The 13661-nt window shown below is 61.6% G+C and carries 11 protein-coding genes; 2 read left to right on the top strand and 9 right to left on the bottom strand.

The annotated features are described in order from the left end of the window. The first annotated feature begins 78 nt into the window (after nt 1–78). On the top strand, nt 79–804 hold the full coding sequence (gene phoU / locus ACRQHG_RS07060) for a phosphate signaling complex protein PhoU (RefSeq protein WP_035277027.1): 726 nt from the start codon (nt 79–81) through the stop codon (nt 802–804). A gap of 102 nt (nt 805–906) precedes the next feature. Here the strand turns inward: phoU and ACRQHG_RS07055 are convergent, their stop codons facing one another. The 8 genes from ACRQHG_RS07055 to ACRQHG_RS07020 all read right to left on the bottom strand — a co-directional run bounded on the left by ACRQHG_RS07055 (nt 907) and on the right by ACRQHG_RS07020 (nt 11199). Beyond that, nucleotides 907–1776, bottom strand: a complete 870-nt coding sequence (locus ACRQHG_RS07055) for an anchored repeat-type ABC transporter permease subunit (RefSeq protein WP_087070323.1) — start codon at nt 1774–1776, stop codon at nt 907–909. Continuing rightward, the gene (locus tag ACRQHG_RS07050) at nt 1773–2549 is read right to left on the bottom strand and encodes an anchored repeat-type ABC transporter ATP-binding subunit (RefSeq protein ID WP_435713485.1); all 777 of its coding nucleotides are present in this window, start codon (nt 2547–2549) and stop codon (nt 1773–1775) included. Before ACRQHG_RS07050 ends, ACRQHG_RS07055 begins: the two co-directional genes overlap by 4 nt. Nucleotides 2550–2551: 2 nt before the next feature. Beyond that, the gene (locus tag ACRQHG_RS07045) at nt 2552–3787 is read right to left on the bottom strand and encodes a choice-of-anchor M domain-containing protein (RefSeq protein ID WP_435713484.1); all 1236 of its coding nucleotides are present in this window, start codon (nt 3785–3787) and stop codon (nt 2552–2554) included. Next, nucleotides 3784–5475 carry an anchored repeat ABC transporter, substrate-binding protein gene (locus ACRQHG_RS07040; RefSeq protein WP_435713483.1) on the bottom strand — a complete coding sequence of 564 codons (1692 nt, stop codon included), beginning with the start codon at nt 5473–5475 and terminating at the stop codon, nt 3784–3786. The genes ACRQHG_RS07045 and ACRQHG_RS07040 overlap by 4 nt, the downstream gene beginning before the upstream one ends. Nucleotides 5476–5766: 291 nt before the next feature. Continuing rightward, the gene (locus ACRQHG_RS07035) at nt 5767–6504 is read right to left on the bottom strand and encodes a phosphoglyceromutase (protein ID WP_016443345.1); all 738 of its coding nucleotides are present in this window, start codon (nt 6502–6504) and stop codon (nt 5767–5769) included. Between the two features lie 131 nt (nt 6505–6635). Next, nucleotides 6636–6788, bottom strand: a complete 153-nt coding sequence (locus ACRQHG_RS07030) for a hypothetical protein (RefSeq protein ID WP_154653577.1) — start codon at nt 6786–6788, stop codon at nt 6636–6638. Nucleotides 6789–6901: 113 nt separating this feature from the next. Next, nucleotides 6902–9820, bottom strand: a complete 2919-nt coding sequence (gene adhE / locus ACRQHG_RS07025) for a bifunctional acetaldehyde-CoA/alcohol dehydrogenase (RefSeq protein ID WP_435713482.1) — start codon at nt 9818–9820, stop codon at nt 6902–6904. Nucleotides 9821–10350: 530 nt separating this feature from the next. Beyond that, on the bottom strand, nt 10351–11199 hold the full coding sequence (locus ACRQHG_RS07020) for a hypothetical protein (protein ID WP_435719852.1): 849 nt from the start codon (nt 11197–11199) through the stop codon (nt 10351–10353). 95 nt (nt 11200–11294) lie between these two features. On the opposite strand from ACRQHG_RS07020, the gene ACRQHG_RS07015 reads away from it, so the two are divergent. Beyond that, the gene (locus ACRQHG_RS07015; RefSeq protein ID WP_435713480.1) at nt 11295–11543 is read left to right on the top strand and encodes a plasmid mobilization protein; all 249 of its coding nucleotides are present in this window, start codon (nt 11295–11297) and stop codon (nt 11541–11543) included. 495 nt (nt 11544–12038) lie between these two features. On the opposite strand, the gene ACRQHG_RS07010 is transcribed toward ACRQHG_RS07015, so the two are convergent. Then, entirely contained in the window at nt 12039–13565 is a 1527-nt protein-coding gene (locus ACRQHG_RS07010; RefSeq protein WP_435719851.1) for a KAP family P-loop NTPase fold protein, read from the bottom strand. Nucleotides 13566–13661: the final 96 nt, after the last annotated feature.

Raw genomic sequence — 13661 nt, 5'->3', positions numbered from 1 at the left:
TACTGCTGAAATGAAACCTGTGGTGCGCCGCCGTGCGCTACGAACGCGCCCGCGGGCGCACAGACATGAGGAGCTTTAATGCGTCAAGAATTCCGCAACGAAATGAAGACGCTCGAGGAAACGCTTGCCAAGCAGGCTCGCAGCGCCGCTCGGGCGATGGAACACGCCGCAGATTCGCTGCGGAACGCCAACCTGGCCCTGGCGGAGTCGGTTATCGATGCCGATGCGAATATTGATGAGCTGCAGCGTCAGATTGAGGATATGGCTATTTCGCTGCTGGCGCGCCAGGCGCCGGTCGCCTCGGATTTGCGGACCGTGGTGACCGCCATGCGCATCGCCATCACCCTGGAGCGCATGGGCGATCTGGCCCGCCACGTTGCCTATATTGCGCGCGGGCGTTTCCCCGAGCGCGTGGTGGGCGGCCCCGGCTACGACCTGCTGGTACGCATGGCCGATGAGGCCGTGCGGGTGGGCCGCCAGGTGGAAGAGCTGGTGCGCAAGCAGGACCTCGCCATCGCTGATGACATCGATGAACGCGATGAGGTTCTTGATGATCTGCACCGCCAGTCCTTCCAGCTGGTGCTCGACGAAGATAACGGCATGAGCCACCAGGAAATCGTGGACGTGGTGCTGCTGGGTCGCTTCCTGGAACGCTACGGGGATCACGGGGTGACCGTGGCGCGCCGCATGCACTTCCTGGTCACCGGCCTGCGCGTGGATGTGGAATCCACCCCCGGCACCGAAGAAGAAATGCTCGGTGGCGACTTCCCCGAAGGTTTCTCCGCCGGGGACATGGAAGACTAATCGCCGCCTCGCCGCTCCGGCCAGGTTCGCGGGCCAGCTCAGCTCACTAGCCAGCTAGGCTCCCGCGGCCGGCCGGCCGCGGCGGCGTCGTTCGGGCCTGTACTACACGCGGTCGCTGACGCGTGCGGTGCGGGCCCGCACTAGTTTCCCGCGCACCGGAACACTCAACCACACGAGGGCGAAGAGCGCCGTCGTCACTAAAACAATGGCCGCGCCCGCCGGAATATCCGCCGCCCAGGACAGCCACACCCCCACGAAAGCGCTCGCGCACCCGAGGAGCGGGGCGAGGAGCATCATCGTGCCCACGCGGTCGGTGAGGAGGCGCGCGGTGGCGGCCGGGGTGACGAGCAGGGCCAGCACCAAAATATTGCCGATGGACTGCACGGAAATCACCACCGCGAGCGCCACGGTGAGGTAGAGGCACACGTCCACGAGCAGCACGCGGGTGCCGGTGGCGCGCGCGAAATCGCGGTCCACGCTCACGGAAAGCAGTGCCGGGTGGAGCACGGCCAGGAACAGCAGCACGGCCGCGGCCACCACCGCGGAGGTGAGCACGTCGGAACTATCCACGCCGGTGAGCGACCCGAACAGGAAAGATTCGAGGGACCCGGTGTAGCCGGGGATGCGCGCGATGAGCGCCACGCCGAAGGCGAAAGCCGCGGCCATAAAGATCCCGATAATGGAGTCTTCGCGCAGGTTGCGATTTTGCGAGGCGAGCGCGATAAGAAGGGCGACGACGCCGCCCGCGACCGCTCCGCCCACCAGAATGGACCCCTGGAGCGCGAAAGCGATAACGATGCCGGGGAAAACGGCGTGGGCCAGGGCATCCCCGAGGAAGGACATGCCGCGCAGCACCACGTGTACGCCCACCGCCCCGCAGACCACCGCGGAGAGCATGGCGACCAGCAGCGCACGCGGGAGGAAGCCGAGGACCGGATTGGACAGGTCGGCCAGGAAATCAAAGAAACTCATGCTTTCACCATTCCGAGGACGCGCAGCAGCGGCGAGGAGGCCCGCACCTGGAACGTTTCCATCCACAGGTCGGCGCGGAGGATATCGGCGGGCGGGCCGGCCGCGATAATTGTGCGGTTGAGGAGGGCCACGCGGGTGGAAATATCGACGGCCTGGGTGAGGTCGTGGGTGGACATAATAATTCCGGCCCCGCCGGCGCGCAGCGAAAGGAAAAGATCGGCCAGGGAATCCTGGGTGGGGTGGTCGAGCCCGGTGAAGGGTTCGTCCAGGAGGAGGATGGCCGGGTCGCGCACGAGGGCGCGCGCGATGAGGATGCGCTGTTGCTGCCCGCCGGATAGCTGCCCGATGGGACGACGGCGCATCTCGAATAAATCGACCCTATCGAGCGCCGCATAGACTTTTTCCCACGCGCTCCGCCCCAGGCGCGCCCGGGCGAGCAACCCGCGGCGTTCCAGCCCGGTGGCCACCAGTTCCTCCACGCTCATGGGGTAGCCCCATTGGGTGGCGCGGGACTGGGGCACGTAGCCGATGGCACGGTGCGGGCGGCCGGGTCGGACCCGCTCCCCGCGCACCTCGACCGTGCCGGCTGCCGGGGTGAGCAGGCCCATAATGCTGCGCATGAGGGTGGTTTTTCCGGCACCGTTCGGACCGATGAGGCCAACGAGCTCGCCGGCGGCGACCTCCAGATTCACATCGCGCAGCACCCGCGCTCCCCCAAGCACAACCGCGAGGTCACGGACCCGCAGCGCCGTTTGTTCCGGTTCTGCTGCCACGGCTACTTCCCTTCCGGCGCGGTGGAGCCGGATTGCGAGGTGCTAGCGGGGGCCGCATCGGCGGCACTGTCGTCGAGGGCGCCGTCTCCATCTTCCCGAGCCTGTGAGCGGGCCGCGAGCGCGGCGTCCTGGTGGCGGCGGCGCGAGGCGCGCGCCCCGATGAAGCCGGCGGCAATGAGGATCACCGCGCCGGCGCAACCGATGACCACCCACCGCAGCGGGATTTCCGCCTCGCCGGCGGCCGAGTTCTGGGAACCCTGAGCGCCGGATTGCGCGGTGCCGGATTGGCCCGCGGCGGATTGACCGGCCTGCGCGTTATCCGCGGCCGAGCCGCTGGCAGCTGCGCCGTCGCTCCCGGCCGGCCACTGGGCCGCGCGGGCGTCGTCGGCAGAAGTATTTGCCCCCACCGCGAAACGCAAGGTTACGGTTTTCTCCACCTGGGTACCGTCCGTGAGCTGGGCGGATACCGTGAGGCGCACCAGGTGCACGCCGGGCTGGGTGAAGACCCAATTGGCGTGGGTGTGAGTATTGAGGGAGACGTGCACCGGCTGCGAGGTGGCAACTTCGGAATTCCACAGCAGGGTGGGCCCGGAGAAATTACCCGAATCGACGAAGGCGGTGAACTGGCCTTCACCCGCATGCCCGCCGTAGGTGAGAGCCACATCGCCGTTGACGCGGCTGACCACGCCCGGGTCCTGGGTATTCCAGCCGAGCCAGGGCACGTCGGCGAGCTGCTGCTGCGGGATCACGTAGGCCGGGCCGGAGGCGTGAATAAAGGAATAGGCATCGGTGGCGGGCACCTCCATGCGGGCGGCCTCCCCCACCCGGAAGACCACATCATCCACGGAGCGCCACACCGGCGCGGGGCCCGAGTCATCGCGCACCAGGAAATCCCAGCCGGCATCGGTGAGCCGCGGGCCCATATCCACGTGGCCGGAGCTGATCTCCACCGGAGTGCCGGCCGGGGCCAGCTGCTCGTCCCCGCTCACCGTTTGGGTGAGGGCCGGATCGACGGCGGTGCTGGAGCCGCTCCCGCTAGTGGAGCCCGGCGCGGCTGAGGGCTGCGCGGGCGCCGGGTCCGGATGGGCGAAGGCCCGCGCGGGCATGGCCAGCACCAGGGCGCAGCTGACCGCCACCAAGGTCAGGGCGGCGAGCAGGCGGGCGCAAATAGGGCGGACGGCGGCAAAGCGCGCAACGCCGGAACGTGCGCTCAGGTGCGCGGTAGAGAATCGAGTCATGAGTTGTCCTTCGTGGGTTCGGAAGATGTAGGCAGGGGCAGCCGCGGGACCTGGTAATCGGGAGGCCAGGCCGGCAGCGCGCCCGGGTCAAGGCAGCTTTTCAGGGCGCGGCCATTGGCGATCATCATGGCTTCGTAGGTGGTGGCGGCGCCGTCGAAAGAATCAGAATAGAGCTGGCAGACCGCCACGCCCGCCGCGCCCGCCACGGCCCGCAACTCCCCGGCGTGCGAAGCCGTGGTCGGCTCCCCGAATACCGCGGGAACGCGCAGGTCCAGGAGCGTGTGAGTGAGATTGGCGAGCTGGCGCGCGGAAGGCTCAAGCGCCGGATTCGGGGTGACGAAACCGACCGTGTCCAGCCCGTAGGCACGCGCCAAATACCCGAAGCCGTCATGCGCGGTTACGAGCTTGCGCTGCCGCGCCGGAATAGAGGCGACGACGCCGCGCAGCCACTCATCCACGCCTCGCAATCTGGCAATATACGCCTGCGCATTAGCCGCGTAGGTGGGTGCACCCTGCGGGTCCAGGGCGCTGAGTTCGGCCGCGATGGTTTCCACATAGGCGATGGCATTCGAGGCATCCAACCACAGGTGCGGATCAACATCGCCGTGCACGTGTTCGCCGAGCACCGCCTGGGCCAGCACCCAGCTGGTCTCCCCGGCCCGCCCTAGGAAACGCCAGGTGGGATCGCCGGGAATCTGGGTGGCCACGGTATGCGGCACCGCCACAACCGCGCTATCCGGGGAAACTTCGGTAGTGCGGGCCGATTCGATTTCCCCGCGCAGGGTAATGGCGCCGCTATCGGCCATGGTGATATCCACGTGGCCGGCATCGATCACCCGGCTGCGCCCGGTGCTGGCGGGGTCCACGCCAACGGCGAAGACCACCGTACCCTCCCCGAGGCTGCGGCTCTGGCCGTTCTCCTGCACTTCGGCGCGCATGCGCAATTCGTAGATGCCGGGGGCGGAAAAAGCCCAGGACATATGGGTGTGGGCCTGGGCGGGGAGATCCACGTGGCCGAGGTCCTCGCGCGAGGAATCAATATAGACCTTGGGTTGCCCGAACGTTCCGGTGGTGAAAGCGGCGAGGGTGCCCGGGCCGGTGACCGAGACCGCGCGCAGCGAAACGATGGGAGCCGAAGTGGTGGGGGCGGAAGGGGCGGCGTCGTCGTTCCCCTCCCGCGATTGTGCCGCAACGGGCGCCCCGGCACGGAAACCGAGCCACACGGTGCTGAGGGCTGCGTCTTCCACAAGCGCGATGTGGCGTGCGCCGTACGCGACGGCCGCCTCACCCAAACCGACGTTTTTTACGCCGGGGCGCCTGGTAGCATCCATGGTGGCGAGCAGCGCTTGGTCCTCCAGCAGCAGTTGGTTGGAGAAGACGATGTCCGCCCGGGCCAGTTCCCGCAAGGACCGCAGTGACGGTTCAAAAGAATGCGGATCTGCCCCGGGCGGCACAAGGGAGGTCACCTCACCCCGCTCGCCCAGAACATTCTGGGCGAGGTCCGCGAGTATCGGAGTGGAGGCGACAACCCGTGGCGCATCGGAATTCCGATCGCCAGTTTCGGCGCGGGTCCTCACTCCCGCGGCCGAAACACTACCCGCCAGCGCTTCCTGGCTCCCACCGGAAGGGATACCGGCAGGGCAGACCATCGCGACGATGGACGCGATGGCGGGTAGCAGCTTCATCATGCTCGGACACACACCTCCGGATACGTGAATCCAGGCCGCCGGGCGGCGGCGCTGCGCTCGGCTTTCAGGCCGGGCGCTTCCCAGGCAGCGGCCGAGCCGCTCACAAGCCGTAACGATAACCGTTATCATTACCAGCTCAATGGTAAGGGGTGGTGCGGGGATGGACAAGTCCCGGTCGTGCTGCCGTGACTGAGTTAACAGCAACAGGGCCCCGGTTTGACCGGAGCCCTGCTACCTAGCTTGCCTAGCTCAGCGCTAGCAGCTGCGAATTACGTGCGCATCGCTCGCGAGTTACTTGCCCTGGTTGGCAACTTCTGCGATCTTCTTCTGCGCTTCGGGATCGAGGTAGGTGCCACCCTTCTTCACGGGCTTGAGGGTTTCCTCATCAAGCTCGTAGACCAGCGGAATGCCGGTGGGGATGTTCACGCCCACGATGTCATCATCGGAGATGTCGTCGAGGTACTTGACGATACCGCGCAGCGAATTGCCGTGCGCCGCGATCATGACGGTCTTGCCGGTCTTGATGGCGGGGACGATATCGGATTCCCAGTAGGGCAGCGCGCGCGCCAGCACATCCTTGAGGCATTCCGAGCGCGGGATCGGCTCACCAGCGTAGCGAGGATCCTGATCCTGCGACCATTCCGAACCGAGCTCAATGGCCGGCGGCGGAACATCGTAGGAGCGGCGCCACTGCATGAACTGCTCTTCGCCGTATTCGTCGCGGATTTCCTTCTTGTTCTTGCCCTGCAGCGCGCCGTAGTGGCGTTCGTTGAGGTGCCAGGAACGCTGCACCGGAATCCAGTGGCGGTCACATTCATCCAGGGCAATATTCGCCGTGGTGATCGCGCGCCGGAGCAGCGAAGTAAAGAGGAGGTCGGGGAGGATGTTGTTCTCCTTGAGGAGCTTGCCGCCGTGAGCGGCTTCCGCGCGCCCCTTTTCCGAGAGCGGCACATCAACCCAACCGGTGAACAGGTTCTTTGCGTTCCAATCGCTCTCACCGTGGCGGAGCAATACCAGTGTGTAGGTCATATTGTTATTCTTTCATGTCGCGGCGCGGGTTACCACGCCCTTTGCCTAGAACTTAAAGGGGAACGACGACGCCGTGCGCCCGCGCCCGGCATCACTGCCGGCCGCGTGCGCGGGGCTGGGCCACCAGCGGCTTAGCAGCCCGGCGCGTTCGATTCCACCGAGCAGGATCCGGGGCCCGAGGAGCTCGGGTCGGAACTGGGGTTATCCGAAGGGGATGAGGAACACGAGGCCAGGGCCAGGGAGCACAGCAGTGCGCCCGCCACAGTCAGTAGTTTCTTCTTCACCTTACCCACTCTACCGATGGAAGCTCGCCGCGGGCGAGCCTTGAGGCCTAGCGCGGCGGGCGCCGGACTGCGTGTCCCCGGCGCCCGCCACCTGCCAGGCTGGCTTTGCCGGCTTAGTTCGCCGCGCCTTCAGCTGCGCCGTTGTTCTTCTTTTCCGCCTTGGCGCCCTTCCCGGAAGCCTTTGCGGAAGCGGGCGAGGCGCCCTCGAGCTGGGTATCGACGAGCTCTTCAGCGGCCGGATCATCCTGATCGGCCTCGGCGTGTTCGAGGCTGGCCTTGGCCTTGTGATCGTAGAGCTCTACCTGGGCGTTCGTGGCCGATTGCGAGGCCGAGGGCCGCGAGGAGTCACCCTTGCGTGCCTTCGCGGCCCTGCGGCGGGCCGCCTCACCGGTGCCGAGGTCGGCGAGCACATCCACGCCGCGCGAAGCGGTGTAACCCACTTCGCCTTCGAAGGCATCCACGATGAGGGTGCGCAGCTCGGAAACGAGCGGGGCCTTCGGGTTGGCCGGGGTGCACTGGTCCTCCAGGGCGCGGTCGGCCAGCCAGTCAAGCTTGGGCTCAAGCGCTTCCCAGGTCACCCCGTTGGCCTTGAGGCTCATCTCGATACCGAGATCCTCGGCGAGCTTGGTGACCTCGTCGATGAGGGACTGCACGCCCTCTTCGGTGGTCGAGGCCGGGAAGCCCATGTACCGCGCGAATTCCGCGAGGTCTTCGTCGGCGCGGTAGTGCTCGTAGGCCGGGAAGATGGAGTGCTTGTAGGGCTTGGTGGCGTTGTAGCGGATAACATGCGGCAGGAAGATCGCGTTGGTGCGACCGTGCGCAATATCAAATTCACCGCCAACCTTGTGCGAGAGCGAGTGGACAATGCCCAGGAACGCGTTCGCGAAAGCCATACCGGCCATAGCCGAAGCGTTGTGAACCTTTTCCTTCGCTTCCATATCGCCATCCAGCACGGACTTGCGCAGGTTCGCGAAGATGAGCTGGGCGGCGCGGATAGACAGGCCGCGGGTGTAATCGCTGGCCATCGTGGACACGTACGATTCAATCGCGTGCGTGAGCGCGTCCATGCCGGAATCGGCGGCGGTGCGCGCGGGCACCGAATCCACGTACTGCGCGTCCACAATCGCCACATTCGGGGTAATCGCGTAATCGGCGAAGGGGTACTTGACGTGGGTTTCGGCGTCGGTAATCACCGCGAAAGGCGTACATTCCGAACCGGTACCCGAGGTGGTCGGGATGGCCACGAACTGGGCCTTGCGCCCCAGCTTCGGGAAGCGGTAGGTGCGCTTGCGGATATCCATGAACTTCTGCTTCATGCCGAAGTACGAGGATTCGGGGTGTTCATAGAAGAGCCACATGGCCTTCGCGGCGTCCATGGGAGAACCTCCGCCCAGGGCGATAATGCAATCGGGCTGGAATTCTTCCATGAGTTTCGCCCCGCGGAACACCGTGGTTGAGGAGGGGTTGGGTTCCACATCCTGGAAGATGTTCCAGGCGACGTCGTCCCGGCGGGCCTTGAGGTGATCGATAATAACGTCCACGTAACCGTTCATGACCATGCCCGGGTCGGTGACGATGAAGACACGCGAGATCGCGGGCATCTTCTGCAGGTACTGCGTGGAGTACCGCTCGAAGTACGTCTTCGGCGGAACCTTGAACCACTGCATATTGTTACGCCTTTCCGCAATTCGCTTGATATTAATGAGGTCGACGGCGCTGACGTTATGCGAGACGGAATTCCGCCCGTAGGAGCCGCACCCGAGCGTCATGGAGGGGATGAGGCCGTTGTAAACGTCGCCGATGCCACCCAGCGCGGAAGGAGCGTTGACGATAATGCGGCAGGCCTTCATGCGCAGGCCGTATTCGCGCGCCACGTCCTTATCTTCCGTGTGGATCACCGCGGTGTGGCCCAGACCGCCGAAACGCAGCAGCTTTTCGGCCACGTCGAAACCTTCGGCGTCGTTTTCCACGGTGGTGTAGCCGAGCACCGGGCACAGCTTCTCACGCGAGAAGGGTTCTTCGGGGCCTAGGCCCTCCAGCTCAACGAGGAGGATCTTCGTTCCGGTGGGAACGTCAATACCCGCACCTTCGGCGATGCGGTCCGCGTTCATACCCACAACGTCGGCGCTGATCGTGCCATCCGCCTTGACCATGAACTTAGCGAGCTTCTTCTTTTCCTCCGGGGTGACGATATGGCAGCCCATGTGCTCGAATTCGGCGAGCAGTTCTTCACGGATCGAGGCATCGATCACGAGGGACTGTTCGGAGGCGCAGATCATGCCGTTATCGAAGGTCTTCGAGAGGATGAGGTCGTTAACGGTGCGCTTGATCTTGGCGGTCTTGTGCACGTACACCGGGGCGTTGCCCGGGCCCACGCCCAGGGCCGGCTTGCCGGTGGAGTAGGCGGAGGCCACCATGCCCGCTCCCCCGGTGGCGAGGGCCAGGGAGATGGAATCGTGGTTGAGCAGGGTCTTCGTGGCTTCCAGGGAGGGAGTTTCGATCCACTGGATGCAGTGTTCGGGGGCGCCGGCGGCAATCGCGGCGTCCAGCATGACCTGCGCGGCCAGTGCCGAGGACTTTTGCGCACTGGGATGGAACGCAAAAATAATCGGGTTGCGGGTCATAATCGAGATGATGCACTTGAACATCGTGGTGGACGTCGGGTTGGTCACCGGGGTCACCCCGGCGATGACGCCCACGGGCTCGGCAATTTCGATAATGCCCTTTTGCTTATCCTGGCGAATAATTCCCACGGTGCGGTCATACTTGATGGAGTTCCAGATATATTCCGTGGCGAAAAGATTCTTGATGCACTTATCTTCGTAGAGGCCGCGGCCAGTTTCTTCAATGGCGGCCTTGGCGAGCACCATGTGCTGATCAACCCCGGCGAGGGCCATCGCGTGCACAATCGCATTAATCTTTTCTTGATCGAAGGCATCGAATTCTTCGAGGGCGGATATTGCCTGCGATGCCAAGCGATCGATCATGTCACCAACGTCGGTGCGGTCACCAATTTGCTGAGTGGTAGCCATAGTTCGCTTTCTCCCGATGGATCCGCGCCTGTGTCACCTTCGGCATATAGCGTTGCCCCGCGCTGCGGGAGGCCCGCCGTGCGGGAGAACGCCGGCTCTTGACGAACCACGCGCGTTTCCGTGCGAGCCGTGATGCCGGTTGCCGGCTCCATCGTCGCTCGCGCCTTTACCTTAGCGAATGAAAGATGCTTGCGTTGTAGCGCAGCTCGCACCGGGCGCGCCGCCGGATGAGCGCGGCGAAAGTCGGGACTTTCTGCCTGTTACCTGCGGTTTTACGCGCGGAAAACGCGCTGAAAAGCCCTGAAAATTCCTCAGAAAATCGCGGCTCGCGCGCGCGGCGCGACGCGAAAAGTAAAAGTCAGACAACTTCGCGGGACTGATGTCCCCTTCTTCGCCTCCCACAAAGTTATTTTTTTCACGACGGCGCTAGCCGGGCGCGGGGTGCTTCGGCGGGCGGAGCGGCTCCGAGCTGATTCGCAAAGCGGTCTCAGCGTGACGCTTTCGTTTTGCTCGTCTTACCGATCAAACCCTTAGTCGTCTAACTCCTCCTCGTAATCCTCCCGGACCGCACCAGTAGAGCCCGTAAGAAGAACACCGCCATCAACAATAGAACCGGGTTGCGGTGCCGGCTCAATATCAATAGGGAGAGCTAGCTTGATGGGGAAGCCACAATCAGCGTCGATGCTGTACCACTTTTTGCCTGTGCGGCTATTCGTGACAATCTCAACGTTCTCGCACACTGCCGCGAAGAGGGCGCTGGGACTGGCTTCATCGGGCTCGCACTCACCCTCGTATAGATCGAAAAGATCTGGACTCATGATGAGTTTCGGTCCGAAAGTGAAACTGTCGTCACCGATAGATTCCTTAGCTTTCTCCCATTCCTCAAGGTTCGGAAATACCTCCACGGCCACCCCAATAGCGGCTAGGTGATAGTTAGTGTAGTGAGCCAGGTCGCCAGTGCTGTAGGCATAACGAACGGAATGGTGGATGGGATACATATGGGGATCATCCACGCACACGAGCAGGCGCGTGAGGAGCCACTTGTCAGCATCTTCCTCGTTGCAGTCCGGATCATCGAAGATACCTGGATCGTCTAAGAAAGCCGGATCGTATACATCTACGAGCGCAAGCCCCGGCGCCAACTGGAAAGCACTCACCACGTGCCCAGCGGAACCGAGAAGCGCCATTGTTTCAGCGAAGAAACCATCCGCAGTTTTAAAGAATCCCACGCATACGTTCGAAGGATCATCGTGAATAACAAGGAATTCGTAGTAGGGATCACCGACCAACATTTTCATGGTGCTCAGACCCAAGCACTTCTTCAGCTCGGTAGTATCTGCCGGAAAACCCACTACCTCTAATGCACTCATTGGTTCCATGCGCTTATTTTTTCACAGAATATCTATGCAAACAATGGCATGTCGCAGTCCGCGAGCACATAGCCCGGTAACACTTTTTGTAATACGATAATTCTATGGATGAAACGATCAAGGGAATGCCGGTTACCGAAGAACAAATACAGGCATGGGCCGCTGAAGCGGAAACTGGCTACGATGTCGACGCTCTTACCAAACGGGGGCGGGGACGCCCCGGGCGAGGTGCTGCTCCCAGCCAGGTGGTTGCCGTCCGTTTCACGCCAGAAGAAATCAAAGCCATTGACGCCCGCGCTCGGGAGCTCAATGTGACACGCTCCGAATTGATTCGCGACGCCGTCTTAGCATGACAATTTCACTCCATGCCTCAGCCCGGAAACACGCATCACAACAGTGCCTATCAGATGACGATATTCTGCATGCAGCTACCTGGCCACAGTGGGTTGAACCCCTAGATGAAGAGAATCCTCAACGAGAATTGAGGCTCGGGTTCGATCTCGCTGGACGTTTACTGGAGACTGTTGTTTTGATTTTCGACAGCGGCAACGAACTCGTTATTCACGCCATGAAAGCACGACCTCAGTACGTACGTTTACTTGGGTGACCCTTTGTTCACCTTACTGATCGAATTCTTCGTCACTGTACTTCATTTTCACAGCTCGTAGCCGATGGGCAACAGCGAGCGTGAGGGCGTAGAAACCCAACAGTGCAGGTGCGCATGACAGCGCTTCCGTATCACACATCACGAACAAACTCGCCTTGGCCCTGGTAAACACAAACCACGGTTACCAGGGCCAGGGCTTTCGCGAATACACTCAGTGCAGCACTACAGCATGAAGCCACCTCTACTTGCGTCGGTACACATCCGCAATAAATTTAGCTGCTTTCTTGGCTTCTTCAACTGTTGCGATACCCGTGAGGCTCCCCGGTGCCGAGGACCTGATGCTGATATTGAACCCTTGCGCCTTCGCATTTTCCTGAGACTCCAAGAAAACGTTCTTAGCCAAGTGGCTTCCGAACTCGACACGAATTACGTTCTGGAAATAGTAAACGGCGCAAAATCTCTTAGTTTTGACGGTATCAATTAGAAGCTCAGGCTTGTTAGAGGCATAGCTCCAGTAAGTACCGGTATCCCCCGCGACAATACTGCCCTCACCAAGTTCATAATTGATAACCCCATCGAAGGCTTCTAGGAGTTCCTTCACCTTCTCAAATTTGGCGGGCATCTCTCGGAGTCGCGTATCAAGATCTTCCAGAACCGAAGCGCCACTCCGGCGCAATGCCGAATCGGCAATGTCGCCGGCACCGACAGCCGTCACTGCTGCAACGCCGAGTGCATCGGCGATGCGCTGAGCAGCCTTCGCGCGAACGTCTTCGCTCCCCTTTTTCTTATCACTCGGCACAGCGAAGTGGTTCATGAATTCCTTAAAGAACATTGCCGCTGAGCCGATGCGCGAATGGTCAATCCCCCATTCTTCAAGTTGATCGGTTACACCTGGGTCCGTTCGAGCCTTGGACAATTGCTGCTTAACATCATCGAGAAACTCAAGAGCTTCTTTACCCGATAGCATCTCCCGCATCAGGTCCTCAAAAATCTGAGGGAACGCGGTCTGGAACGCAAGAGCCGCAAGGAGATCAAGGGGTGAAAGTTGAGATTCGCGCTCCCCCTCACGTGAAAGACTGTCACTCCCAACACCTTCAACCGACGAAGCTGACGTTCGAGCTTCAGTGTTGCTTTCAGGCGAAAGCTGGGTGTCATACTTGTTCTTCCCGTTTTCCGTCTTCACACTTACATCTTGAATCGTTTTCAGAAGACCAAAGGTGTTGATGAGACGCTTAATTGAGCGTGGATTGGTACCGACCGAGAAAAGAACGAGATTTCTAAAGCCTTCAAACTCAGGTCCTTCTCTGTCGATCTCAATTCCGATAGCCTTGAGACCTTCCCCGAGCAGTCCTTCGATGGAATAAGAACCAACAGGAAGATTGAACGGAATTTGGATGATTTTATCGAAGAATGCGCGCGCCTTAGATTCTTGGAAATCGTTCCCGTACTTGGCTTTAACCCCGCTGGCAACCACGGAAAAGTCAATAGCCAGCACGAATACACAGCCCTTGATATTGAGGAAGACTTTGAGGGCTTCCATGACTTCTACGGCACGCGCGGGCTCCAGACGATCCAAGTCGTCAATAAATACGAACAACCGTTTTGCAAGCGGCTCTCCATGTTCCCCAGCCGTAACAATGCTGTCTACGAGTTCCTGGAGGGCGGTACGCAGGTCTGAAATCGACCGTGTGAGGTCGCTAGTTTCGTCCGCGGTCTGGCTGGATTTGACGCTATCTATCCCAGTTTTCAGTTGGTCAACAACTTCCACGACCAGGCTCGCACCTAAAAGAGTGTGTCAAGTTGTTTGTGTGTGAGCATTGTTTATAAATACTTATTAAACCGGTCAGGGTAGGCCACGGACATC

Source organism: Actinotignum vesiculae, from assembly GCF_051267215.1.
In the GTDB taxonomy this organism is placed as follows: domain Bacteria; phylum Actinomycetota; class Actinomycetes; order Actinomycetales; family Actinomycetaceae; genus Actinotignum; species Actinotignum schaalii.
The sequence above is the reverse complement of the archived record's forward strand: the minus strand, read 5'-3'. Positions and strand labels throughout refer to the sequence as shown.